General features: G+C 41.2%; 19 protein-coding genes. 7 read left to right on the plus strand and 12 right to left on the minus strand.

Annotation, left to right across the window (positions count from 1 at the left end; translation table 11 throughout):
* Positions 1 to 55: 55 nt before the first annotated feature.
* Positions 56 to 2,872, minus strand: coding sequence for a pitrilysin family protein (locus tag FTV43_RS06625; RefSeq protein WP_179995157.1), 2,817 nt, complete (start codon positions 2,870 to 2,872; stop codon positions 56 to 58).
* Between the two features lie 184 nt (positions 2,873 to 3,056).
* The gene (locus FTV43_RS06630) at positions 3,057 to 3,878 is read right to left on the minus strand and encodes a PhzF family phenazine biosynthesis protein (protein WP_179995175.1); all 822 of its coding nucleotides are present in this window, start codon (positions 3,876 to 3,878) and stop codon (positions 3,057 to 3,059) included.
* 436 nt (positions 3,879 to 4,314) lie between these two features.
* On the opposite strand from FTV43_RS06630, the gene FTV43_RS06635 reads away from it, so the two are divergent.
* Positions 4,315 to 5,100 (plus strand): rRNA large subunit pseudouridine synthase E, encoded by a 786-nt coding sequence (locus FTV43_RS06635; RefSeq protein ID WP_096901872.1) that lies wholly within the window; start codon positions 4,315 to 4,317, stop codon positions 5,098 to 5,100.
* Positions 5,101 to 5,195: 95 nt separating this feature from the next.
* On the opposite strand, the gene FTV43_RS06640 is transcribed toward FTV43_RS06635, so the two are convergent.
* Positions 5,196 to 6,899 (minus strand): M61 family metallopeptidase, encoded by a 1,704-nt coding sequence (locus FTV43_RS06640; protein ID WP_179995158.1) that lies wholly within the window; start codon positions 6,897 to 6,899, stop codon positions 5,196 to 5,198.
* Between the two features lie 204 nt (positions 6,900 to 7,103).
* Between FTV43_RS06640 and FTV43_RS06645 the strand changes: the two genes are divergently transcribed.
* From FTV43_RS06645 to FTV43_RS06655, 3 genes are all read left to right on the plus strand, one after another.
* On the plus strand, positions 7,104 to 8,414 hold the full coding sequence (locus FTV43_RS06645) for a D-alanyl-D-alanine carboxypeptidase family protein (RefSeq protein ID WP_179995159.1): 1,311 nt from the start codon (positions 7,104 to 7,106) through the stop codon (positions 8,412 to 8,414).
* 283 nt (positions 8,415 to 8,697) lie between these two features.
* The gene (slyD, locus tag FTV43_RS06650; RefSeq protein WP_004972992.1) at positions 8,698 to 9,180 is read left to right on the plus strand and encodes a peptidylprolyl isomerase; all 483 of its coding nucleotides are present in this window, start codon (positions 8,698 to 8,700) and stop codon (positions 9,178 to 9,180) included.
* A gap of 253 nt (positions 9,181 to 9,433) precedes the next feature.
* Positions 9,434 to 10,876, plus strand: coding sequence for a deoxyribodipyrimidine photo-lyase (locus tag FTV43_RS06655; protein ID WP_179995160.1), 1,443 nt, complete (start codon positions 9,434 to 9,436; stop codon positions 10,874 to 10,876).
* 78 nt (positions 10,877 to 10,954) lie between these two features.
* Here the strand turns inward: FTV43_RS06655 and yaaA are convergent, their stop codons facing one another.
* From yaaA to FTV43_RS06685, 6 genes are all read right to left on the minus strand, one after another.
* On the minus strand, positions 10,955 to 11,734 hold the full coding sequence (yaaA, locus tag FTV43_RS06660) for a peroxide stress protein YaaA (RefSeq protein ID WP_168417979.1): 780 nt from the start codon (positions 11,732 to 11,734) through the stop codon (positions 10,955 to 10,957).
* A gap of 343 nt (positions 11,735 to 12,077) precedes the next feature.
* Positions 12,078 to 12,443, minus strand: a complete 366-nt coding sequence (locus FTV43_RS06665) for a hypothetical protein (protein WP_168417980.1) — start codon at positions 12,441 to 12,443, stop codon at positions 12,078 to 12,080.
* Between the two features lie 137 nt (positions 12,444 to 12,580).
* Positions 12,581 to 14,827, minus strand: coding sequence for a bifunctional prephenate dehydrogenase/3-phosphoshikimate 1-carboxyvinyltransferase (locus tag FTV43_RS06670; RefSeq protein WP_179995161.1), 2,247 nt, complete (start codon positions 14,825 to 14,827; stop codon positions 12,581 to 12,583).
* A 3-nt stretch (positions 14,828 to 14,830) separates the two neighbouring features.
* Positions 14,831 to 15,922 (minus strand): histidinol-phosphate transaminase, encoded by a 1,092-nt coding sequence (gene hisC, locus FTV43_RS06675; RefSeq protein WP_004972978.1) that lies wholly within the window; start codon positions 15,920 to 15,922, stop codon positions 14,831 to 14,833.
* A gap of 73 nt (positions 15,923 to 15,995) precedes the next feature.
* Entirely contained in the window at positions 15,996 to 17,105 is a 1,110-nt protein-coding gene (gene pheA / locus FTV43_RS06680) for a prephenate dehydratase (RefSeq protein WP_004972976.1), read from the minus strand.
* Positions 17,106 to 17,456: 351 nt separating this feature from the next.
* Positions 17,457 to 18,599: an acyl-CoA dehydrogenase family protein gene (locus tag FTV43_RS06685; protein ID WP_131261776.1), complete on the minus strand. Its 1,143-nt coding sequence runs from the start codon at positions 18,597 to 18,599 to the stop codon at positions 17,457 to 17,459.
* 240 nt (positions 18,600 to 18,839) lie between these two features.
* On the opposite strand from FTV43_RS06685, the gene FTV43_RS06690 reads away from it, so the two are divergent.
* Complete coding sequence (locus FTV43_RS06690; protein WP_179995162.1) at positions 18,840 to 19,850, plus strand: glycosyl transferase family protein; 1,011 nt, start codon at positions 18,840 to 18,842, stop codon at positions 19,848 to 19,850.
* An 84-nt stretch (positions 19,851 to 19,934) separates the two neighbouring features.
* Here FTV43_RS06690 and FTV43_RS06695 read toward each other — a convergent pair whose 3' ends face one another.
* A complete protein-coding gene (locus FTV43_RS06695; RefSeq protein ID WP_004972971.1) occupies positions 19,935 to 20,204 on the minus strand; it encodes a YeaC family protein in 270 nt (89 codons plus the stop codon).
* Positions 20,204 to 21,121, minus strand: a complete 918-nt coding sequence (locus FTV43_RS06700; protein WP_208012375.1) for an NAD(+) kinase — start codon at positions 21,119 to 21,121, stop codon at positions 20,204 to 20,206. The genes FTV43_RS06695 and FTV43_RS06700 overlap by 1 nt, the downstream gene beginning before the upstream one ends.
* A 179-nt stretch (positions 21,122 to 21,300) precedes the next feature.
* Here FTV43_RS06700 and mrcB point away from each other — a divergent pair, with 179 nt between their 5' ends.
* Positions 21,301 to 23,694 carry a penicillin-binding protein 1B gene (mrcB, locus tag FTV43_RS06705; protein ID WP_179995163.1) on the plus strand — a complete coding sequence of 798 codons (2,394 nt, stop codon included), beginning with the start codon at positions 21,301 to 21,303 and terminating at the stop codon, positions 23,692 to 23,694.
* A 27-nt stretch (positions 23,695 to 23,721) separates the two neighbouring features.
* Positions 23,722 to 24,285, plus strand: coding sequence for a tetratricopeptide repeat protein (locus tag FTV43_RS06710; RefSeq protein WP_225543317.1), 564 nt, complete (start codon positions 23,722 to 23,724; stop codon positions 24,283 to 24,285).
* Between the two features lie 78 nt (positions 24,286 to 24,363).
* Here FTV43_RS06710 and FTV43_RS06715 read toward each other — a convergent pair whose 3' ends face one another.
* Positions 24,364 to 25,263: a thiamine phosphate synthase gene (locus tag FTV43_RS06715; protein WP_179995164.1), complete on the minus strand. Its 900-nt coding sequence runs from the start codon at positions 25,261 to 25,263 to the stop codon at positions 24,364 to 24,366.
* Positions 25,264 to 25,381 lie beyond the last annotated feature (118 nt).

Consider the following 25,381-nt stretch of genomic DNA (forward strand, 5'->3'; position numbering starts at 1 on the left):
AAAACGCATCGAAATGGATGCGTTTTTTGTATCTGCTCAAAATTAAATTGAATCTTTATTTAGACTGCGGCTTTAACGGCAGCACCTCAACATTGGCTTGACCATATTGATCGGCGGCTACTTCAAGCAAATGTTCTAAGCGTAAATATTTCTGAATCACAGCATCTACATCGGCTTTACTGAGTTTTGCCAACGCTTGATCACGTCGCTCACGGTAACGTAAATCACGACCTTGTTCTAATTGTGGCACTAACATACGGTGGATACTGCGTTCATCTTCTAAGGCAGTCACACGTTTTTTCAAAATATCGGCTTTTGCAGCTTCAACTTCTTGCAAGCTGACACCATCACGGCGCAATTCCTGCAACACTTTATGCACCGCCTGTGACACTTGAGCCGACTTGCCTGCACTGTATTGCGCAGAAATACTGAGCGCACCCGATTGTTCAAATTCACTTAAACTCAAACCACTACTAAAACCATAAACCAATGCATTTTTTTCACGTAGTTCTTGTGCCAAACGTGAAGACAATTGCGATTCACCCAAAATATAACTCAGCACCATCATGGCAGGTGTGTCAGGATGATTCACACCCAAAGGTAAGGTCAATAAACTTTGATAACTGCCAAATTCACGCTGTTCTGCCAATACATGCAACTTTTTCGCAGGATATGCCGTATAGGCTGAATCTAAGCGTTGATATGCTTCCGTATTGCGTGATTGTCCTAAACGCTGGGTTAAAGTTTTTTTGATTTGTTTCGGATCAAACTCACCTGTAATGGCAATCTGTGCATGATTCATGGCAAAAAATTGACGATATAACTGCTGCACCTGCGCTTGGGTTGCAGTTTGCAGTTGTTGCTTCGCAAATTCAGGCTCGAAGTGATAGCGTAAATCGCCCTGCGGATAAATTTCAATTAAACGCGCCATAGTCAAAGCTGCTACAGTTTCAGGCTCGGTATAAGGTCGTTCTAAACTGGATAAACTTTGAGAACGAATTAAATCAAACTGACTTTGCTCAAAACTTGGGTTTTGCATGACATCTAAAACAAAATTAAAAAACGCATTAAACTTTTCATTTTTTGCCACAATTTGAATATGAATCGCATTAGCATCGGCTTGTGCAAAAGCCGAACCACCTGCAGCAATTGACTGATCGGCGATGTCTTGCAAACTATGCTCTTGAGATGCACGCAGCAACAAATACGCGGTTAAATCTAAAATTTCGCCCTGCTTAAATAAAGATTGTGCCGTACCAAAATTTACCGAAATGGTGGCATAGGTTTTATCATCACGAGTTGCAGTTGGAAATAATGCATACTTGGCACCATTTTTTAAGCTGCCACGCTGAATCTTTTTTTCATTTTGAATCAAAGCTTGTTTAGATTTTTGCACATAGTCTGTCACTTCTTGCTGATAACTTTTCACATCTTTCAAAGGTGCAACAGGTGCATCTTGCTGATCTAAAGTTTTTGCAATATTTGGATTATTTTTTGCTATGAGTGCCTGTTTTTGTTCTTCAGGAGTGGGTTGAATATCCCCTATTATGCGATGTTCTGCAGTAAAAAATTGTTTTAAACGCTGATTCAGTTCATCTGCATTTAACTGTTGAATACTATTCAAATCACGCCAATATTGTGTCCAATCACCCTGATAAGCCACAACATAATCACTCAAGCGACCACCCAAAGCCACCGCATCATTCATCACGCTGTCTGCCTGATTTTGGATCAGGTTTTTCACACGTTGTAACTCGGCATCATTAAAATTCTTTGCCTGTTCGATGCTTTGGTTCAAGCCAGTTTGTACTTGCTTAGCGTCGTGATTGGGCGCATACAACGCCCCCATCAGCACCAAATTAAAATCTTGATCTAACCAAGTGCTGGACTGCACCATCGTACTTTTACCTGTTTCTACCAGTGCTTGATATAAATGCCCACTCGGTTGCAACGTATGTAAATAAGGTGAGAGCACCAAAGCGGTTTTGATCTTTTCGTCATTGCCATTTAAATACAGATTAAATTTGGCCAGTTGACTGCCCTTTTGTACCACGAAATTTCGTTGCTGAATTTTGTTGCTGTCTAATCGTGGCACTTGTACTTGTTTGGGAATTTGTCGTGCTGCAATTGGACTAAAATGTTGATCAATTTGTTTTAACACCGCTGCCTGATCAAACTTGCCTGTCATCACTAAAATGGCATTATTCGGCGCGTACCATGTGCGATAAAATTGATTTAACTCCTGCATTTTAATGGATTGCAGTTCATTTAAATCGCCAATGGGTAAGCGTCCGAAATACTGATTGCCATAGGCCGATTTCCACACCTGATCTAACAAGACTGAAAACGGTTGATCCATACGCACTTCGCGTTCACGCTTTACAATCGCAATTTCGGCAGGCACATATTTTTCCTGCATGACCAATTTATCCATGCGTTCCGCTTCAAGATAAATCATCTCATTGACTGCACGCGTTTCAGGACGAATGATGTTGGTGTATTTAGTGGAGTAATAGTCGGTGCTGGCATTGTGCATTAAACTATATTGATCTAAACGGCGCTGAAACTCCTCGGCAGGTACGTTTTCTGTACCTTTAAATGCCAAATGTTCCAACAAGTGTGCCAAACCACCTTTGCCTTGTGGATCATTCAATGAACCCGTTAAATACACCATATTCATAAAGACTTTATTTTCTTTCTGATTGGGTGCCAAAATGACTTTTAAGCCATTATCAAGTTGATATTCTTGTATTTCTTGCTTAGATTTTACTAAAACTGGCTGCGCGAAAATCACGCCATTAAATGCCAGTACACATAAAGATAAAGTGAGAGTTTTAAAACGTAGCAACTTCTTTTTCCCGATTGATTTCATTCTATTTTTTGATTTGCCATGAAATATGACAATTTTCAACTTGAGCGCAAACAGCATAACAAGCTGCAATTAAACCCACAGTAAATATTTGCAAATGATGTAAGTTAAAACCAAGAAAAAAATCTAGCAGACTTCTCTCATCTCAGCTTCATCTCCAAGACACAAGGTCTAATGCTGTGCATGTTTAAATCATGATTTCGCCCTGCAAATATAACTGCGCATAACCTGAAATTTCGATGCGATCATTAGGCAAAATCTTGCAATACAGTACGCCACCTCGGGCAGAAGCCTGATATGCCACAAGTTCGGTTTGCTGTAATTTTTCTGCCCATAGCGGTGCAATTGCAGTATGAATTGAACCTGTAACAGGATCTTCTGCAATGCCCATGGCTGGTGCAAAATAACGCGATACGCAGTCATACTGTGTATTTGCAGAGGCAGTAATCGCAACATCAACACTCGACTGTGCCGTAATGGCTGTGAGCAACTGTCCCAATTGTTTTAATAATTCAAGGTTAGGCTGTTCATCTAACACATCTTGTACCGATTCATATTCCACAATATAGGCTTGCGCATTGATATAGACGTTTTTAAATGGTTTAGTCAAAGCTTGGCGTAAAATATCGGGATAATCTTCAACTTGTTGGGCAGCACGAATTGGGAAATTCATGCAAATTTTGCCATCTTGCTGTTGCTGAACTGTAAAAATCCCCAATTTTTTCACATGAAATTGAATTGTCTTTGTCTCGGTATAATCCTTAAATAAAACAAAGCCGCTGGCAAGTGTCGCATGTCCACAAAAATCGACTTCTGTTGTGGGTGTAAACCAGCGAATTTCAAAGTTTTCCGCATCTATCATTTTGACAAAAGCGGTTTCAGACAGATTATTTTCCAATGCGATATTTTGCATTAAATCATCGGCTAACCATGTTTTACTAACAAGTACGGCAGCAGGATTGCCTTTAAATAATTCATGGCTAAAAGCATCGACTTGGTAAATTTTCATTAATGAACTCATGATCCTAAAAATATATACACTTATTTCATCTTAAGTTCTTTTCACTATAAGTGCCTAGCCAATTTCTGTACTTTCAATCTGCCAAGCGGGTTGATTTTGGACTAATTCGGCATAAAGCGAGCAGTAGTATCAGGGAAGTATGTTATTGGCTGTGATGCCAAGTTTGTAAAAGCTGTCTTCTTTAGCCCAACATTGGGCTTTTTTAGCGCTTAGCTTTCTAGTTTTTAATCGTTGTGATACTGCTGCTCATTTTGGCAAGCACACCAAAAAAATATTTATCAATAAGCAATACTTTCCCCCATTCTTATCGCATAATAGAGCCATCTCAAACGCACTGTATTTGCGATTTAATTGGAAATCGCCCGTTTTTCCTTTTAAATACTCTCAATTTTCCCAATTTATTGAATTTAAAGAAGCATTTCTTATGAAAATCGTCATCTTAAATAAACCATATGACGTTCTCTCTCAATTCCGTGAAGATGAAAAACATCTCACCATGTCGGCTTTTGTTGATGATCCAGACTTACGTTTAGCTGGTCGTTTAGATATGGATTCGGAAGGCTTGGTGTTCTTGACTGATCATGGCGGCTTGAATCAGTTTATTACCAATCCAGCCAATAAAAAATACAAAACCTATTTGGTTCAAGTCGATGGTGATGTCACTGAAGATGCCTTGGCACAATTGCGTAAAGGCGTGGAACTGAAAGATGGCATGACTTTGCCTGCGCAAGCGTATAAAGTCGATGAGCCTGAATGGTTGTGGGAGCGTGATCCTCCTGTACGTTTCCGTGCTTCTGTACCTACTTCGTGGATTGAAATTTCAATTTGTGAAGGTCGCAACCGCCAAGTGCGTCGTATGACGGCTGCGGTTGGTTTTCCAACTTTGCGTTTAATCCGCACCAAAATTGGTTCGATTGACTTGGTACAATTGGGTTTACAACCCGGTGAAACTAAAGAAATCGAACCGTTGTTGTATCCTGATTTTAAAGATGTGCCTGCTGCTGAACCGTATCGCTCGCGTTCTTATGTGAAAAAACCTGGTGGTACGGGTGGCAAGCCAATCCATCAAAAGAAAAATAAAGATGGCACTACCAAGAAAAAATCAGGTACGCCACGTATTTGGCAAATGGAAGAAAGTGAGAAACCTCGTCGTAAGACCAATGGTACTACACGCCCTAATACCAAAAGCCGTGGACGTCGGGCGCGTTAATGAGTTGGTGAGTCAAAACTCAACTTGTTCAAGATACAAAAATGGATGCCGAAGCATCCATTTTTTTATAGCTGAACTTTAAATTAAACTTTAACTCAGCCTTTTAACCACTGTTCTACTTTTGCCTGATCTGTAACGCTTAATGCCACTTCTGGCAATTCAATCTGCGCAGCATTCAGTTCAAAAGTCATCAACTCATCACGGCGGAATGCATGAACAGTATAAGCTGCATCCTGTTTGGCATATTGCTCAAGTGATTTTACAGATGCCTTTAAGCCATCAATCGCAACAATCACGTCATGTGCAGAAAGCCCTGCTTTTGCAGCCGCACCTTCACGACGCGCAGCTTGGACCAACACCCCTTCAGGCTTATCTGTCAGTTTCAGACCAAATGGCAAAGACTTGTCCTGCTTAAGCTGATACTGAATACCAAATTCAGGCAATAACTGATCTAAAGGCAATTCATCTGTCGTGTTGATTAAATGATGGATTTGCTCTGACCAATCATCTCCTGTCAACTCTTTACATAACTCAAAAATTGTACGCTCATGCACTTGAATGCCCTGTTGCGCATTGGCATATAATTTCTGCATTAAGGCATCTAAACTTGAACCACGTAAACGCAAGCCCAAATCTAAGCACAAAGCAACCAAACAGCCTTTGTTATAGTAGCTGGTTCCTGCATGGTTCGAGTTTTCATCCTGACGATAGAACTTCACCCATGCATCAAAACTTGATTCTGCCACAGTTTGAATCGCACGCCCTGGGTTTTGTAAATAGCGATCAATTTGTGCTTTAAGTAATTCTAAATACGCTGCCTGATCAATCACGCCACTGCGCAATAATAACAAGTCATCGTAATAAGAAGTAAAACCTTCAAAAATCCATAACAGTGAGGTATAGCCTTCTTGATTCAAGTCATAATTAACAAAGTTTTCAGGGCGAATGAATTTGACTAACCAACTATGGAAATACTCATGACTACACAAGCCTAAAAAGCGCTGATAATCTTTAGATGGTTGTTCAGGCTCATTGGCTTTAGGTAAATCATCACGTGGTGTAATCAGGCTAGTACTGTTTGGATGCTCCAAACCACCATAACTATTGCCTGTTGCCATGGTCATAAAGGTATAGTTTTCAAATGGCGCAGAACCAAACATAGCAATTTGTGTAGCGCAGATTTTTTCAATATCTTGCTGCATACGCGCAGCGTTCATTGCATGTTTGCCCGAAACCACAAATTCGTGTGGAATATCTGCTGCGGTAAAACTAAAACGGGTTTGTTCTGCCAATTCAAACGGTGCATCAATCAGTTCGGCATAGTTTTTGGCTTTTAAGGTATAACGCCCTTTTACCAAACTTTTTGCTGCCAAACCTGTCGCAAGCTGAAAATGCTTCAGCTCGTCTGGTAAAAATAATTCAACTTCAATAGCTTTATCTTCTTGCCCATCTAAGCCCAAACAGGCACAGGCAGGATTGACGTATAAACGCGTCTGATCAACATAAGCGCCACGCACTGACAAATCATAAGCGTAGACATCATATTCCACCGTAATCAATTCATGATCGATATTAAATAAGCGCCATTTATTCTTTTCAAATTTCTGAATTTTGAGGATACGCCCTGCTTCATCATAAGCACGTACCGATTCAAGATGTTTGGAAAATTCACGAATTAAATAGCTGCCTGGAATCCACGTAGGTAGTGATAAAACCTGAGTAGGATTAGCCAAAAAACGCACGGTGACATGCATAAGATGCTGACGATAATCGTCAAATTCGATTTGATAATGCAACATAATGGGCAATACAAAATGTATAAATAAGAACTTGACCACAAGCTTAACATTTTTTTAGCAATTGATGCGTCAAGACGAGATTTGTCTGCATTTATGGCTAGCCAACTGCGCAAAAAAGGCATAGCATGCCCTAGTCTATTGACATTGTTTTTGCTGCTTAAAACCATTGTGACACCAATGGATTGGTGTAAATAAGGAACTTCTTTGAAACGTGTTATCTATCTGATTGCGCTGCTCTGTTGGCTATACAGCGCAATCACGCATGCCGCATTATTGAATATTCAAGCTGAAAGTGTCGAAGCCGAAGCATGGGCAATTTTAGACCCACAATCTGGGCAAGTGATTGCAGAGCACAATAGTCACGTACAACGTGCACCTGCTTCACTCACTAAAATGATGGTGGCTTATATTGTGCTCAAAGATATTCAGGCAGGTAAATTAGACCGAGATGAAATCTTGACCGCAACACCTGTGGTGCAGCAAGTGATGTGGGATGAATCACGAATGTATCTAAAAGCAGGTGAACAGATTTCGATAGATCAGCTATTGGCAGGCTTAATTATTATGTCTGCTAACGATGCTGCACTCACTTTAGGTGAACGTGTTGCAGGTGGTGTGCCGCAGTTTATCGCCCGAATGAATCAGGAAGCACAAGCTTTGGGCATGCAAGATACACATTTTCAGAATCCATCTGGTGTGACTATGCCTAATCATTATTCTTCTGCGGCAGATATGGCACGTTTAGCACAAGCGATAGTGACTGAAACACCCGATTATTTGGCTTATTCAAAACAGACCAGTTTTACCTATAATCAGCACTTTCACCGTGCGACCAATATTTTATTAAAACAAGACCCAAGTGTAGATGGATTAAAAACAGGCTTCACCAAAGCTGCAGGCTACAACCTTGCCCTAACCGCAAACCGCCCAACACTGGACAGTGATGCACCTGAACGTCGTTTGGTGGTGGTGGTGATGGGAACCAAGAGTGCGCAAAAACGCGCTGAGGTGGCACATCAATTATTAAATTTAGCCTATAGCTATACCCGTAATGAAGTCGCGATTAAACCCAAACAAATGATTGCAGAATTGCCTGTGGTGAAATCGACTTTACGCATGTTTAAGATTGAAAGCAGTCAGCCAAAGTTTGTAACGACATCACTGTATGAACAGCCACATGCAATTAACTTGGCGCAGTTTGATCAAAGCACTCAACGTCTACAACTTGTGAATGCACAGGGCGAATTAGAAACACTTGAACCTGCACAGCGTACACAAACGCATGTCAATATTGAATTGTCTGAAAAGTTACTGACTGCGCCATTGGCACAGGTCATGAAACTGGCAACCGTACACGTTTATCAAAATAATCAATTGATTAACAGCTTTGCAATTGAAGAACAGGTCAACATTGTTGAAGCCAATATTTTTGAAAGAATCATGATGTGGTTTGGCAGTTTGTTTAATTTCTTTAGCCATCAACCTGTAGAAGATGAGCAAACTTCACTCGGTTAGAAGCCGATGATCCTCAAGAATTAAATATCACCAAGATGGGCAATGTCCCATCTTTTTTATTGTCATCGACACATCATACAAAGGGCTTAAAATGAGCCTGCCATAAAATCTGCAAATTTATAGGTATGACGCATAAATTTGCATTGAAATTATAAAAATTGCCCCGATTAACTAAAAAATGTCATAAAAAACTCGGAAAAGTGAAGAATTTGCAGAAATGTCTATAACAAATTCCACGTTTCACTTTATGATGTACCCTTAAAAAATTGAATGGATCAATAACATGACTGCTATTGCAAATGACCTCGTGGTTTCTTTCCACTACACATTGACTAACGCAGAGGGTGAAACTCTCGACAAATCTCAAGGTGAACCACTTGCCTATTTGCATGGTGCAGGTAATATCATCCCTGGTTTAGAAAAAGCGTTAGAAGGTAAAACAGTAGGTGAAAAATTTACTGTAAACGTACCTGCAGCTGAAGGTTATGGCGAATACAACCCAGACTTAGTACAAGAAGTTCCTGCACAAATGTTCCAAGGTGTAGACAACATCCAAGCAGGCATGCAGTTCCAAGCGCAAACTGATGATGGCGTTCAAATCGTAACTGTAAAAGCAGTTGAAGGTGACAACGTCATTGTTGATGCAAACTTCCCACTTGCTGGTCAAGATTTAACGTTTGAAGTTGAAATCGTTGAAATCCGTGAAGCTTCTCAAGAAGAATTAGATCACGGTCACGTACACGGTGCGGGTGGTCATCACCACTAAGATCAGTATTGATCAAAACAAAAGGCAAAGTATTTTTACTTTGCCTTTTTGTTTGTCATTCTAAAATTTAGGATAAGCACATGACTGAAAGATCCTTTCAGGCAGACTATTTCGGAAAGATCATTACAGAAAAAATCAACACAACACATTGTCGTTTTATTGGACAATTAAACCCTTCGCATTTAAGACAATTTTACCCAGTCATGCTTATAATGAAGTCACCTTTCTAGCGACCACATCAAGCATTCTTCCCATGCAAAACTATAATTTAGTTTGGTTCCGACAAGATTTAAGAATTTCAGATCACACCGCGCTTTGGCATGCTAGCCAAGCAGGAGCTTGTATTGGCGTGGTGGTTCTTTCGCCTCAGCAATATCGTTTGCATCACGATGCGCCGATTAAAATTGACTTTTACTTGCGTCAATTAAATGTACTAAAAGAAAAACTCGCACAACTCAATATCCCACTGATTGTTCAAATTACACCATCTTGGGCTGACATTGCACAAACACTGCTCCAACTATGCCAAACATTGAAGGACTCTCATCCGATTCAAAATATTTATGCCAATATTGAATTGGGAGTGAATGAGCTAAAACGTGATCTTGAAGTTCAACAAACCTTGAACCAACACGGTCAGGATTTGGTTTTGTACCATGACCGCACGCTTTTTCCTGTGGGTACGGTGCGCAATCAGAGCATGAAACCGTATCAGGTATTCAGCGCATTTAAAAAATATGCCTATCAACAGTTGAATGTCAGTATTCCGCGTTGCTTTCCTCTGCCGCAACCACAACTACCCATCCAACTTCCTAAACAATATCTCTCTACAGTGCCAAGTTTAGAACACTTAGGTTTCGACCCGCTTCCAACGGCACAACAAAACTTATGGGCAGTCACGGAACAACATGCACATCACTTGTTGGATGATTTTACACGTGAAAAAATGCACGATTATCAGCAACAACGTGATTTTCCTGCACAGTCTGGTACGAGTCGGCTCTCTGCTTATTTAAACTGTGGGATTTTATCTATACGGCAGTGTCTGGCTGCGGTTTTTGCTTCGTCGCAAGGGCATTTTCATCTGGAAAATATTGGGCAACAAACTTGGTTAGATGAATTACTTTGGCGTGAGTTTTATCAACATATTTTGTTTGATTATCCCAAAGTTTCCCAACGCCAACCTTTTAAAGACCAGACTGCACAAATTGTGTGGCGTAATGATCCAACAGATTTAGCGGCATGGCAACAAGGACAGACAGGCATCCCAATTGTAGATGCAGGAATGCGGCAACTCCTACATACAGGCTGGATGCACAATCGGGTCAGAATGATTACTGCAATGTTTCTCTGCAAAAATTTGTTGATTGACTGGCGCTTGGGCGAACAGTGGTTTATGCAGCATTTGATTGATGGTGATTTAGCTGCTAATAATGGCGGTTGGCAATGGTGCGCCTCGACAGGAACAGATGCTGTGCCCTATTTTCGGATTTTCAACCCAGTGAGCCAATCACAAAAGTTTGACCCACAGGGAGATTATATTCGCAGCTGGTTACCTGAACTGGCACATTTAGATGCCAAACACATTCACGAACCTTATGCGAAAAATCCAAATTTAAAACTGAATTATCCTCAGCCGATAGTAGATTTAAAACAGAGTCGTCTGCGCGCGATTGAGGCATTTAAACAGTTATAGGCGAAATGCAGATTGAATCAACACTCCCATCAGCTAAACTTTAGCCATGATGGGAGTTTTAAGAATTAAACCGACAGTTTAGGCCGCCTGTTCATCACGTTTAAAGACCAGTTCACCTTTTAATGAGCTGTCTGCATCGAAATAATAACCTTCACTATTGAATGCTTTTAAGTCTTCTGCGCGTTCTAATTTATTCTCGATGATAAAACGCGCCATCAAACCACGGGCTTTTTTGGCATAAAAACTAATGACTTTGTATTTGCCATTTTTCTGATCTAGAAATACTGGCTTAATAATTTCAGCCTGAATTTTTGTTTCCTGAACGGCTTTATAGTATTCATCTGAAGCCAAATTCACCAATAGATCAGACTGACTTTGCGTTAAATCTTGATTAATCAAATTGGTGATAATCTCACCCCAGAAATGATATAGATTTTCACCACGTGCATTATGCAATTTAGTGCCCATTTCCAAGCGGTACGGCATCATTAAATCTAAAGGACGCAATAAACCATATAGCCCCGAAAGCATACGCAAATGTTGTTGGGCAAACTCAATATCTGCAGGAGACAGACTATAGGCATCTAAACCTGTATACACATCCCCTTTAAAGGCAAACATGGCTTGACGCGCATTGGCAAGATCAAATTCTGCTTGCCAGTCACGAAAACGCTCAACATTCAAAGTGGCAATTTTTTCACTCACGCTCATTAAACTGGCAATTTCAGTCGCTGATAGTTTACGTGCCACATCAATTAATTCTTGTGAATGTTCAAGTAATCTAGGTTGAGTATATACATCGCTAGGTAATGCAGTTTCGTAATCTAAAGTCTTGGCTGGAGAAATTAAAGCGAGCATAAACCACCTAAATAAAAAATACAGAGCTCACTATAGCAGCAGCACAAGGCAAACTCCAATGTGTGTTTTTGCTTAACTGCATCGGAAAAAGTTTTCTTAAAAATATTTTTTAAGTCGCTGTAACTTAGGCGATGTTTAATTTTATTATTCTCTGGGCAATAAAAAACCCACTTAACTCTCCCAAATTAAGCGGGTTAAAATCAGGTTGTTATGTTGTATTTTTCTTGCTGCTCAATATACGGTTAGGATGTGTCAATTAGATGACATATCATTTAAAAAATGAATAATTTTGATTTATAAATCAAGTATAAATTTTAAATGACTCATTTGCATCTACATTGTTTTAACCTTTCCATTCAAACTCACTAAATGAATGATCTTCTTTCAAGGTGTTTTCTACTGCTTGCGCCAATTGATTTAGCAAGCTTTGCTCAGTAATACGCTCCAGCCAGTCTTGCTCTTCATTTGGGTATGAGGTAATTACACAAATCAAATGCCCATCTTCATCACGGCTCTGACAGTTTACTGCCAATGGTAAAGCGTATTCATCTACACTCACTGCCACTTGCGCACCGCTTTGTGGCAAAGTCTGAAAACCATATTGGGATAAATTCTGTGAAAGTAAATTTGCAACATAATTCTGTGCCAAGGTGCAATCTTGTAACTCTTGTTTATTTTCACAATTCGCCATAAATTTTAATTTGCGCATGCTCGAACCCAAAGGCTTTTTTCTTGTATGGGTTTAGCATAAGCAATAAAACGCAAACAGCCAAGCAAAAGCTTGGCTGTTTCAGCATAAAGTATAGGGTTTGTGATGCTTCATCTCATCCCCTATATCACTTTGGCTTATTCTGTTACTTGAATATTTAAACCCGCCACGCCAGCAAGTTCAGTAAAGGTTGGGAAACTGGTCGCAACAGTTTCTGTACCGACAATTTTAATTTCACCTGAGGTACGCAAACCTGCCATAGAGAAACTCATGGCAATACGGTGGTCATGATGTGATTCAATTTCACCGCCAGTAAATACTGGTGACCAGTCGCCGGCTTTACCTTTACCCTGAATGATGATGCCATCTTCAGTTGGTGTGCAGTCAATACCCATAGTTTTTAAACCATCTGCCATAACTTGAATACGGTCAGATTCTTTCACGCGCAATTCTGCAGCACCTGTCAGTACAGTTTCACCTTCGGCACATGCTGCTGCAATGAACAATGCTGGAAATTCATCAATTGCTAAAGGGACTTGATCTTCAGGAACATGAATACCTTTTAAAGTACGTGAACCACGAATACGAATATCTGCAATTGGTTCACCGCCTGCAATACGTTCATTTTCCACGCTCAGGTCTGCACCCATTTGTTTCAGAATTTCAATCACACCTGTACGGGTTGGGTTAATGCCCACCGCTTCTAAGGTTACATCTGAATTTTCTGTAATGGCTGCACCCACCATGAAGAATGCCGCAGATGAAATATCAGAAGGTACTTGAATATCTGTACCCACCAATTTACCGCCGCCTTGCAATGAAATACGGTTACCTTCAGTTTTCACTTCATAACCAAATGCACGTAACATACGTTCGGTATGGTCACGCGTTGGTTCAGGCTCAGTCACTGAAGTTTCACCTTCTGCCCAAAGCCCTGCCAATAAAATACCTGATTTCACCTGTGCAGATGCCATTGGCAAATCATAGTGAATACCTTTCAGCGCTTGCGCACCTGTAATCGATACTGGCGGTGTGCCACGTTCACCCGTCGTTTGAATTTGTGCACCCATTTCACGCAATGGTTTAGCAATACGTTCCATTGGACGCTTGGTCAATGACGCATCACCTGTCATAACAGAATCAAACTGCTGTGCAGATAACATGCCTGCCAACAAACGCATAGATGTGCCTGAGTTGCCCATATAAATTGCGCTTGCAGGTGCTTTTAAACCTTGCATGCCTACGCCATGAATGGTGACTTCACCATTTTTAGGGCCTTCAATGCTCACACCCATATCACGAAATGCTTGCAAAGTCGCCAATGCATCTTCACCTTCAAGGAAACCTGTCACATGCGTAGTGCCTTCGGCAATTGCACCAAACATAATGGAACGATGTGACACAGATTTGTCACCCGGTACGGTAAATTTACCTTGGAAAGTCTTAGCACCCGGCAAAATCGTAAATTGTTGTGTCACGTTATTGTTCTCCATAAAAGGTTTCTTGGCGAGCATATGATTAAAATGCTGTCGTGCCGCTTGTGCATGTCCAAGCAAGCCCATTAAAGCATGCGAGTCTTCTTGTTCAATCAGTTGGCGAATAATCGCGAGTTGACTTTCAAAGCCATCCACCGCTTTTAACAATGCAGTTTTATTGGCCAAGAAAATGTCATGCCACATTTGTGGATCGCTGGCAGCAATACGTGAGAAGTCACGAAAGCCACCTGCAGCATAGCGGAAAATGTCTAAATTATCTTCCCGATTTGCCAATTGTTCGACCAAATTAAAGGCCATTAAATGTGGAAGATGACTGGTATACGCCAATACCTCATCATGTTTTTCCACATCCATGCAAATTACTTCGGCTTTGGCGCTTTCCCACATTTGAATCAGTTTATTGACTGCCCACGGCGCACTGCTTGGCAATGGTGTCAAAATGACTTTGTGATTGGCAAATAAATCAACCTTGCCTGCATGCACGCCTGTATGCTCTGCCCCAGCAATTGGATGCCCGGGTACAAAACCTGCAGGTAAATGTTCTCCAAAAACCGCTTTGGCTGCAGCCACGACACTGCCTTTGGTGCTGCCTACATCGGTCAGAATTACATTATCTGCCAAATGTGGCTGAATTAATCGCAAGACTTTTTCTGTAGCTTGCACAGGTAGCGCCAACACCACTAAATCTGCACCTTGTACCGCATCTACAGGATTGTTAAAGCCTTGTTCAATTAATCCTAATTCCAAAGCATCTTGCAGCGTTTTTTCAGAACGGGTCGATGCCACAATATGCCGACTTAAGTTTTCTGCCAGCATTACACGTGCCAAACTCGAGCCTATTAGCCCGAGTCCGATAAATGCAACTTTTTCAAACAATGGTTGCGCCATGTTTTATGCCTTCGCTTCCTTGCCCAATACTTTGGCTAATGCACGCAGGAACTTGGCATTTTCTGCTTCTGTGCCAATTGAAACACGTAAATGGGTCGTAATACCCACAGGACGTACAATTACACCTTCTTTCAATAAGGCATTAAAAGTTTGACCCGGATCGGCTTCTACATCTACCAAAATAAAGTTAGCACGTGAAGGCACATAATTCAGACCCAATGCTTTAAAGCCTGCTTCCAATTGCGCCATGCCTGCTTTGTTGGCAATACGTGATTTTTCGATAAAATCTTCGTCTTTTAATGCCGCAACCGCAGCCACCATTGCCAAGTGATTGACGTTAAATGGTTGACGAATACGGTTTAAATAATCGGTCACTTCTGCAGAAGCTAAAGCAAAACCAACGCGCAGCGCCGCCAAACCATAGCACTTAGATAAAGTACGGCTCACGATTAAGTTTGGATATTGCTCAAGGAATTTAAGGCTGTTGAAGTTTTCTGGGAAATATTCCACATAGGCTTCATCTAATACCACAATCACCCGTGCAGGAACTTTTTGCATAAAGGCTTCAAATTCAGCCTCTTCAAACCATGTGCCTGTTGGGTTATTTGGGTTAGCAATAAAAATTAACTTGGTGTTGTCTTGAATTGCTGCTGCCATAGCATCCAAGTCATGTGAGAAGCCTTTGGCAGGCACTTCAATCGCTTGAGCATTAATCGCTTGCGTCACCAAAGCATATACTGCAAAGGCGTGTTGGCTATACAACACTGAATCTTGATCTGAAACGAATGCGCGAGCAAACATTTCTAGCAAATCGTTTGAACCATTACCCAAAGTAATACGGTCATGCGCAAAGCCAAATTGTTTTTGAATTTGGTCTTTTAAAATAAAACCACCACCATCTGGATAGCGACCAATTTCAGCAATTTCTGCTGCAACGGCTTCTTTGACTTTGTCTGAACAGCCCAATGGGTTTTCATTTGAAGCAAGTTTGACGATATCTGTAATCCCCAACTCACGCTCAAGTTCACTGATTGGTTTACCTGGTTGATAAGGCTTTAACTTCGAGATGCCTTCATTGGCTGGGACAAACGACATTTTACACTTCCAGTTGACTAGGTGGTGAATGTGGCGCGCATGACAAACATGCACATCACTGAATTAAATACGATTACAACACGGCAGCAGGATAAGAACCCAAGACACGAATTTCTTTCACCAATGGACGGATTTCTTCAATCGCTGCACGGACATTGTCTTGCTCGACATGCCCTTCTAGGTCAATGAAGAATACATAGGCCCATTTTTCAGGCAAGGCAGGACGTGTTTCAATACTGGTCAAGCTAATATTGTGCTTCGCAAATGGTGCAAGAATCTCAAGCAATGCCCCTGCGCGGTCATGTGCAGACACCAACAATGAAGTTTTATCATTGCCACTTGGTGGAACTTTCTCACGACCAATCACCAAGAAACGTGTGGTATTTTCTGGGTTATCTTCAATATTGCTATGTAAAATTTCGAGTTCGTAAATATTGGCCGCAATTTCAGAAGCAATTGCAGCAGAATGCCATTCATTACGAATACGGCGCGCTGCTTCTGCATTGGAGCTGAGTGCCACACGTTCTACACCCGGATAATGTACATCTAACCATTTACGGCATTGTGCCAAAGTTTGCTGATGCGCATAAATTTGTTTAATGCTGTCTTTACGAGTGTTTTCTGACACAAGGAATTGGTGATGAATACGCAATTCTACTTCACCAATCACATTTAATGGCGATGATTTAAAGCAATCTAAAGTATGGTTCACCACACCTTCAGATGAGTTTTCGACAGGTACTAAACCATAGTGTGCACTGCCTGCTTCCACTTCACGGAAAACTTCATCAATAGTAGGCAAAGGACGCACAATCGCATCTTGACCAAAATGTTTAAGTACTGCGGAATGCGTATAAGTACCAATTGGCCCTAAAAACGCAATACTTTGTGGCGCTTCAAGTGCCAAACATGCCGACATAATTTCACGGAATAAACGTGCCATGGTCACATCAGACAACGGCCCTTCGTTGCGTTCCATAACATTACGTAAAACTTGCGCTTCACGTTCAGGACGGTAAAACAACGGGCTCTCTTCTGCTGCAAATTTTGCTTTCGCCACCGCTTCAGCAAGTCGTGCTCGACGGTTAATCAGCTGCTGAATCTGTTGATCTACAGAGTCAATATCTTCACGGATTTTAGCGAGATCAAGAGAAGTCGTTGTGTTCTGATCGTCTTGGATCATTGTTATGTCGCCCTTCATAAACATTTTGCAAATAGTATAACAATAGTTAGCTTTCAAATGTTGCGCAATACAACTTTCAGTGTTTCAGATTTAAAAACATACAGTTGATCAAAGCATCACCAATCTATACACTTAAGCCGCAACTTTGCACAACGTACCGCTTAAAACTGGGCAACTATGCTTTTCTTTTTTGCATCTCTAATTCTAAGCGGTGTAATTTTATTTTTAAGTGTAATTATCAATCAGCTCATTGCTTTTAAGTCTGATCAAATTCATAAAAAAAGAGCCAGCACTGGGCTGACTCTGGAGATGATCCTTGATCTTTATTCAATTGGACTTTTAGGCATTGTTTTAACGCCCCAATAAACCACGCGCGACAATTTCTTTCATAATTTCATTGGTTCCACCGTAAATTCGCTGGATTCGCGCATCGACAAAGAAACGAGAAATCGGGTATTCCGTCATATAGCCATAACCGCCAAACAGTTGCAGCAATTGATCGGCAATTTTCATTTGCATATCTGTCGCAAAGCTTTTTAAAGCGGCTGCAGTTTCGACGTCCAGTTTGCCCTGCATATACAATTCGACGTTTTGATTATAAAAAGCAGCGGTTGCCAATTCATCAATTTTAGCCTGTGCCAAAACAAAACGGGTATTCTGGAACTGACCAATGGCTTGTCCAAACGCCTGACGCTCTTGCACATATTGTGTGGTCACATCAATTGAACCACGAATAGCACCCAATGCTGTGGCTGCAATCGCGGTACGTTCACGTGGCAATTCTTGCATTAAATAGGCAAAACCATGCCCTGCCTGTCCCAACAGTTGGTTTTTCGGCACTTTGACATTGTCGAAGAATAGCTCTGACGTATCTTGTGAATGCAAACCAATTTTTTCCAAATTGGTGCCTTTTTTAAAGCCTTCCAAGTGAGTATCGACCAACATGAGCGACACGCCTTTGGCACGTGCTTGCGGATCAGTTTTTACTGCCAAAACCACCAAGTCTGCATGCTGACCATTGGAAATAAAGGTTTTAGAGCCATTCAGTACATAATGATCTTCTTGCAAAATGGCATTAGTACGCATGGCTTGTAAGTCTGAACCCGCACCTGGCTCGGTCATGCCAATTGCACCAACTACTTCACCCGACACCATTTTAGGTAGCCAGTATTGTTTTTGTTCTTCTGTACCAATATGCAAAATGTACGGCGCAGCAATTTCAGAGTGACAGGAAATACCTGTAGAGAGTGCGCTATAACCTGCACGTGCCGACTCTTCGACCAACATTAGGGAATAATGCGTTGGAACACCATAGCCGCCATATTCTTCAGGCACATCAATACATAAAAAGCCATTTTCACCTAACAGATTCCACACGCTGCGCGGCATGATGCCCTCACGTTCCCACGCAGCATAATGCGGTGCAATATGCTCCTGCATAAAACGTCGAAAGTTATCTCTAAATAATTCTAAATCAGCATCATAAGCCAGCATATCCAATCCTTTATTTTTCAATTGTTGTTTTCAATAGTATCCATGCTATGCATTTTTATACAGGCTGTCATGTGTTATCCCTACAGATTGTCTTACTTTACAGTCAAACTTTAATCGTCATTTCAGATATGCAATGAAACTTGTGGCAGCTCGTACAAGCTGAAGCTGTGAATAGTGCTGCAAACTGTTGCCGAAGTTTATACACTAGTATACTAACTAAAGATGTGTGTGAACTCGCTTATGCCAAATACAAACCCCAATAAAAGAAATATTTATAAAGATGCAGAACATCCATTCGCACAATTTATTCGAATTATTGGCAAAGGCAAAACAGGCGCACGTTCACTGACCTATGACGAGGCCTATCAAGCTTTTTCTATGATTTTGCGCAATGAAGTCTTGGACGTTCAATTAGGCGCTTTTTTAATGCTGCTGCGTGTGAAGGAAGAATCTGTAGAGGAGTTGGCAGGTTTTGTGCAAGCCACCCGTGATCAACTGCAATTTAAACCGCTTCAGGTCGATTTAGACTGGTCATCTTATGCAGGTAAACGCAGACATTATCCGTGGTTTTTATTGGCAGCGCTGACTTTAGCAAAACATAACTATAAAGTGGTGATGCATGGTGCTTCTGGGCATACCATCAACCGTTTATATACCGAACAAGCACTGCAATATTTAGATTATCCAATTTGCCAAAATGACCTAGACGTTGAACAGCAATTGGCACAGCGTAATTTTGCTTACTTACCATTGGATGTTATTTCACCGATTTTGAGTGAGTTGATTAATTTACGCAATGTGATGGGTTTACGTTCACCCATTCATACCCTTGCCCGTTTAATCAACCCTTTTAATGCCAAAGCCACCATGCAGGCGATTTTTCACCCTGCCTATCGCAGCTCGCATCAACAAGCCGCATTTCAGTTGGGTTATCAAAACAGTGCAGTAATTAAAGGCGAAGGCGGTGAATTTGAGCGCAACCCTGATGCCAAGACATTAATTTGTGGCATCAAAAATGGCGCTTTATATGAACACGAACTGCCTAAACTGACCGATAACCGTAGCCCTGTAGAAGAAGAATTGGATTTGGCAGTATTTAAAGCCGTCTGGCTAGGTCAGCAAACTCATGAGTATGGTGAAGTCGCCATTACTGAAACCATAGGTATCGCTTTATATACCATGGGCGTTTGTGATGATTATGCGGCAGCAATGCAAAATGCACAGCAGCTTTGGCAAAATCGTCACAACTAAAACGTCATTGAAGATACAAAAAAAGACACCCATCTCAGGTGTCTTTTTCATCTTTCAATTTTCATGAAAGCAGTTTTGCATCATTTAAACAAAACGAATCGGTTTAAATTCTTCATGCTTGTGATGATCGTCATCACACTGCTCGCCTTCTTCTTTAGTGCCACGGTCAATATAGCCACTACGCTCAGTTTCAGGCAGGTTTTTCATTTCCCACGCATACACTGCTTGCATACAAATTTGACGTTGCTCTTGGGTCAGCGCAACACCGTTTGGCCACTTGCCAATTTCAATTGCCGTTTTTAAACGTCCAACAATTTCAGGATCGAGTACGGCAAGCATTTGTTCAATATTCATCATTCATCCTGCTGTTGCATTGATTCAAAATCTTGATTCCACCCTAACTTAGTACGACAAGCCATATAGAAGTCATAACCTGGTGGATGTAATAAATTTAATTTATAAGGATGTTTGCGTATATGCAAACTATCTCCGACATTTAATGAAACACTATGTTGACCATCGGCACTGACCATTGGCAATACACGGTTTTCACGAATATTGATTTTAATTTCGCTGTGTCCACCCACCACAATTGGGCGTGAAGACAAGGTATGAGGATGCATAGGCACCAATGCAATTGCATCCATGCTCGGATGCACAATTGGGCCACCGCCTGACAAGGCATAAGCCGTTGAACCTGTTGGGGTTGAAACGATTAAACCATCACTGTGCTGACGATAGACATATTGCCCATCAATATTCAGTTCAAAGTCAATCATGTGAACCGACTTACCCGAATGTAGCACCACATCATTTAAGGCAATCGCTTCATAAATGATTTCGCCTTTAGAGCGCACTTCCATTTCCAGTAAAAAACGACGGTCTGACTGGAAATGTCCTTGCAAAACCTGATCGAGTTTAAAGATTACTTCTGTCGGTTTAATATCGGTTAAAAAGCCTAAACGCCCGCGGTTCACACCAATTACAGGGGTATTGTATTTAACCAAAGCGCGCGCTGCGTGCAGCAATGAACCATCACCACCAACTACAATCACCAAATCGACCACTTCACCTAATAAAGCACGGCTGACTGTTTGGGTGTTGTTATAAGGTACAAGTTGAGCAGTTTCTGAATCAAAAACGGGATGCAAACCCAATCCTAAAATATGGTCGTGAATCAGACATAATGTTTCTACGACAGAATATTTGTCTGGACGGCCAATCAGTCCAATGTTCCGAAAGTTCTTATGTGAAATTTGCACCTGCGATATCGCTCCGCTACGATTCGACGCCTATCATAGCACTAACCTAGTTGATTTAAAAAAACTTTAAAACTACATTTCTGCTCAATTTTATGACGATATTTTCCCTTCAGTCACAGATTAATTATTGCAAATTCAGTAAAAGCTTCGCATGATTAGCAAAATTTATCAGGATCTTATCGCGATTTATGAAGTCTGAGCGTGGCATAGGCATAATTGCATTACTATTTTGCATCATCGTTATTGGTGGATTTATTGCATTTAGTATCTACTTGATTCGTCTGGATAATATTGTCAGAGACAAATTTGAAGGACAGCGTTGGGATATTCCAGCCAAGGTTTTTGCACGCCCATTAGAAGTGTATAACAATGCACCTGTCAGCCAGACCGACTTTACTCAAGAACTAAAACTACTTGGCTATAAAAATACAGATAATTACGCTAAATCAGGCAGTTATGTCAGCGATGGTAATACTTTATTTGTGCATACCCGTGGTTTTGACTTTGGAGACAGTGTCGAACCTGAACAGGTTTTAAAAGTCAGTTTTGCCAACAATCAAATTAGTGAAGTGAGCGCCACCAAACCATCTAATACAGGTATTGCACGTTTAGAACCGATGTTGATTGGCGGAATTTATCCACAGCACAATGAAGATCGTGTGCTGATTAAACTGAATAAAGTACCTAAACCGCTGATTGAAGCCCTTATTGCCACTGAAGATCGTAATTTCTATCAACACCACGGCGTTTCAATTCGTGGTACTGCGCGTGCTATTGTCAGTAACGTCACTGGTGGCAAACGTCAGGGTGGTTCTACCCTTACGCAGCAATTGGTGAAAAACTTTTATTTAAGCCCAGAACGCACCTTAAAACGTAAGGCCAATGAAGCACTCATGGCCATGCTGATTGAACTACATTACAGCAAAGATGAAATCTTAGAAGCCTATTTAAATGAGGTGAATTTAGGTCAAAACGGTAACTATTCTATTAATGGTTATGGTCTAGCTTCACAGTTTTATTTTGGTATGCCGTTGCGTGAGCTAAACATTTCACAACAAGCCTTTTTGGTCGGTTTGGTACAAGGTCCATCATTATATAATCCTTGGCGCAACCCTGAAGCTGCCAAAAAACGTCGTGACATTGTACTAAACAATATGTTGGTGATGGGTTATTTAAACCAAGAACAATATGAAAAAGAAACTGCGCGTCCCTTAAATGTCATTACAAAACCGACCATTGGCCCTGCCCGTTTCCCTGACTTTTTAGATATTGTCCGCCGTCAATTACGTACTGAATATCAAGAAGGAGATTTGACCAATCAGGGTTTGCGTATCTTCACGACGCTTGATCCGATTGCACAAACCAACGTACAAAATGCTTTTAAAGCATCGGTTGAGCGTTTAAGCAAAGCCAATCCAAAGCGTTTAAAAGAATTACAAGGCGCGGTGCTAATTTCTCATCCTGAAAATGGCGAGTTAGTGGCAGCGGTAGGTTCTACGCAAGATTTTACGGGTTTTAACCGTGCCTTGGATGCCAAACGTCAAGTTGGCTCACTGCTCAAACCAATTATTTATTTAAGTGCGATTGAGTCTGGTCGATATAACTGGGCAAGTCCTGTAGAAGACAGCCAAATCAGCATCCCAATTGATGGTAAATCTTGGACACCACGTAATTATAGCGGCAGCGATCATGGGATTGTGTCTATGTCACAAGCCCTATCTCAGTCTTATAACCTATCTGCAGTTCGTTTGGGACAGGAGTTTGGATTATCTACCTTCCGTAATCACCTCATTAAATTTGGTGTACCAAGTGATGCGGTTCCGCAATATCCATCTATTTTCTTGGGTGCGGTAGATTTATCACCAATGCAAGTGATGGACATTTACGGTAACTTTGCCACAGGTGGTTTTAAATATCCGACCAAAGCGATTCGCACCGTAGTCGATGCCAATGGACGTTTACTGGATCGTTATGGTTTAACTGTGCAACAAACCATTGATCCTTCTGCCGCTTATATTTTGAATTATGGTTTACAGCAAGTCATGAGTTCTGGTACAGGTCGTGCGGCATATAATAGCTTATCGACAGATTTAAAATTGGCGGGTAAATCAGGCACAACCAATGATACCCGTGACTCATGGTTTGCGGGCTATTCAGGCAATTATTTAGCCGTTGTATGGCTTGGTTTGGATGATAACAAAGTCACAGGCTTAACAGGCTCGTCTGGTGCTTTGCCTGTCTGGAGTAATGTGATGCAGCAATTGCGTCAAAAACCTGTCAACTTACGTCAGACCGAACAAGTTCAATGGCATTGGATTGACCGCAGTTCTGGGCATTTATCTGCACAAGGCTGTGAAGGTGCGATGTATATTCCAGTGAATCGTAATAATGTACCGCGTCAGGCAACCGCATGTGGTTTTTCACACTATCAAGTTGAACCCGTTTACCAACCCGATACTGAAACTCAGCAAACAGCTCCTGAAACCAGTGACAGTATCGAAAATTATATCCGTGAAACTGAACCCGTAACAGATGACAATACCGATGGTCGTGTCATCTCAAGTGGCAGTTATATCAATTAAACTTGAGGATATCGGTCAGTTACGCTTATGAAATTATCACGTTTAAGACAAGTTTTTTTCACCACATTCGCTATGGGTGCGATGGCAACGATTGTAGCTTGCCAGAGTTTACCTGAACCGCCTGCTCCTCAGCCTGTGCCTGAAAAACCTAAAACTGTGACGACACCAGAAGGTGTGGTGATTCGTCCTTATGAACGTGAAGAAATTAAGCGTCAATCGTTGCAAGTGGTGGTGCCACAACAAACCGTGCAACAAAAATTAGAGGATGGTCGTAGTTTGCCTGCTTTTCAAAAGTTGATGCAGCAAACCCAGACCGCTTATAAACAAGGTCAATTCAATCAGGCCGAAACAGCAGCTTTGCAAGCGCAGCGACTTGCCCCGCAAGCGGCTGAAACCTATTTATATTTGGCTTTAATTGCCAACCAAAAGAAGCAACCCGCTAATGCAGAAGCCTTGGCACGTCGTGGTTTAAGCTATGCACAAAGCGATGCTATGAAACGTCAATTATGGCTAGTCATTCAAAAAGCAGCACAGCAACAAAATAATGCCAAAAGCCTTGCGGAAGCCCAACAAGCTTTGAAAGATTTGTAAGGACGATAATTTAATAAACTAAAAATCGCTGAGTGTGATTACATCAGCGATTTTTTTATTTGCGCAAACTAGAAAAAATCAAATAAAACGTACACCTGCAATGCCATAGGCATGATGCTGCTCTGCGGTAGTTAAATCATCTTGAGTTAAGCCACCCAAAGCAAAAACAGGAATATCGACAAATTCAGCGATCTGCTGGAATTTTTCCCATCCTAAAGGTGTGGCATCATGATGCGTGGTGGTTACTAAAACAGGACTGAGTAAAATTGCTTCACAACCAATTTGCTGTGCATGTTGTGCCGAAACAATATCATGACACGCTGCAATATAACGCTGCCCAACTTTTAAATCGCCCTTTTGTAATTGCATCAGTTGCGATTGTTTTAAATGAATTGCTGCAATGGCGTGTTGCTGAATCGTATTTAATTGCTTCCACAATTCCAAATTGACAATCACTTGCCCCAGTTGCTCAATGCAATATTCTGACAATTCGACCTTGCATGCAGCATTGGGTTCAACCCGCCAATACAGCAGTTTTTGCTTAGGCAAATTTGCTAAATGTTTTAAATCTTCACTGACTTTAATTGCCTGTTGCCACACTAGTCGTTGCACAATTGCACGATTGGCTTGCGGAAAATTCAGCTCTAAAAGTTGCGGACGGCTAAACCATGTCCAAGGCACTTGAATATCTTTTAATGAAGCCGCAGGTACAGCAGCCTGAAAAATATGCAGATTGACAATCACATCATCATATTCATGGCAAATAATATCAAAGGCATGCCAATGCTGTATGCCAATACCAACTTCTTCAAACACCTCACGGCGGCAGGCATCTACAGGAGTTTCGCCTGCTTCCACTTTTCCACCAGGAAACTCGTGTTTATTGCCCTGATGTTGTTTGGCTTCGCGCCAACCCACTAACACTTTGTTTTGATGAAATAACAGCGCAATTGCCACATGAATATTTGGCTTGGACATGAACCCGTTTCCTTTTCTGCAATGTACGTTTAACTGCAAATTGTAGACTTTTATAAAATCAAAAATAATCCGTTGACAGGCTTATATGATAATGATTATCATTTAAAACAATTCTTAC

The organism is Acinetobacter sp. YH16053, assembly GCF_013417035.1.
GTDB classification, from domain to species: Bacteria; Pseudomonadota; Gammaproteobacteria; order Pseudomonadales; family Moraxellaceae; genus Acinetobacter; species Acinetobacter towneri.

What these genes read in the sequence shown, in the direction of transcription:
- FTV43_RS06625 (WP_179995157.1), bottom strand. Translation starts at nt 2,872, where the DNA reads ATGAAATCAATCGGGAAAAAGAAGTTGCTACGTTTTAAAACTCTCACT.
- FTV43_RS06630 (WP_179995175.1), bottom strand. Translation starts at nt 3,878, where the DNA reads ATGAAAATTTACCAAGTCGATGCTTTTAGCCATGAATTATTTAAAGGC.
- FTV43_RS06635 (WP_096901872.1), top strand. Translation starts at nt 4,315, where the DNA reads ATGAAAATCGTCATCTTAAATAAACCATATGACGTTCTCTCTCAATTC.
- FTV43_RS06640 (WP_179995158.1), bottom strand. Translation starts at nt 6,899, where the DNA reads ATGTTGCATTATCAAATCGAATTTGACGATTATCGTCAGCATCTTATG.
- slyD (WP_004972992.1), top strand. Translation starts at nt 8,698, where the DNA reads ATGACTGCTATTGCAAATGACCTCGTGGTTTCTTTCCACTACACATTG.
- FTV43_RS06655 (WP_179995160.1), top strand. Translation starts at nt 9,434, where the DNA reads ATGCAAAACTATAATTTAGTTTGGTTCCGACAAGATTTAAGAATTTCA.
- yaaA (WP_168417979.1), bottom strand. Translation starts at nt 11,734, where the DNA reads ATGCTCGCTTTAATTTCTCCAGCCAAGACTTTAGATTACGAAACTGCA.
- FTV43_RS06665 (WP_168417980.1), bottom strand. Translation starts at nt 12,443, where the DNA reads ATGCGCAAATTAAAATTTATGGCGAATTGTGAAAATAAACAAGAGTTA.
- FTV43_RS06670 (WP_179995161.1), bottom strand. Translation starts at nt 14,827, where the DNA reads ATGGCGCAACCATTGTTTGAAAAAGTTGCATTTATCGGACTCGGGCTA.
- hisC (WP_004972978.1), bottom strand. Translation starts at nt 15,922, where the DNA reads ATGTCGTTTGTCCCAGCCAATGAAGGCATCTCGAAGTTAAAGCCTTAT.
- pheA (WP_004972976.1), bottom strand. Translation starts at nt 17,105, where the DNA reads ATGATCCAAGACGATCAGAACACAACGACTTCTCTTGATCTCGCTAAA.
- FTV43_RS06685 (WP_131261776.1), bottom strand. Translation starts at nt 18,599, where the DNA reads ATGCTGGCTTATGATGCTGATTTAGAATTATTTAGAGATAACTTTCGA.
- FTV43_RS06690 (WP_179995162.1), top strand. Translation starts at nt 18,840, where the DNA reads ATGCCAAATACAAACCCCAATAAAAGAAATATTTATAAAGATGCAGAA.
- FTV43_RS06695 (WP_004972971.1), bottom strand. Translation starts at nt 20,204, where the DNA reads ATGAATATTGAACAAATGCTTGCCGTACTCGATCCTGAAATTGTTGGA.
- mrcB (WP_179995163.1), top strand. Translation starts at nt 21,301, where the DNA reads ATGAAGTCTGAGCGTGGCATAGGCATAATTGCATTACTATTTTGCATC.
- FTV43_RS06710 (WP_225543317.1), top strand. Translation starts at nt 23,722, where the DNA reads ATGAAATTATCACGTTTAAGACAAGTTTTTTTCACCACATTCGCTATG.
- FTV43_RS06715 (WP_179995164.1), bottom strand. Translation starts at nt 25,263, where the DNA reads ATGTCCAAGCCAAATATTCATGTGGCAATTGCGCTGTTATTTCATCAA.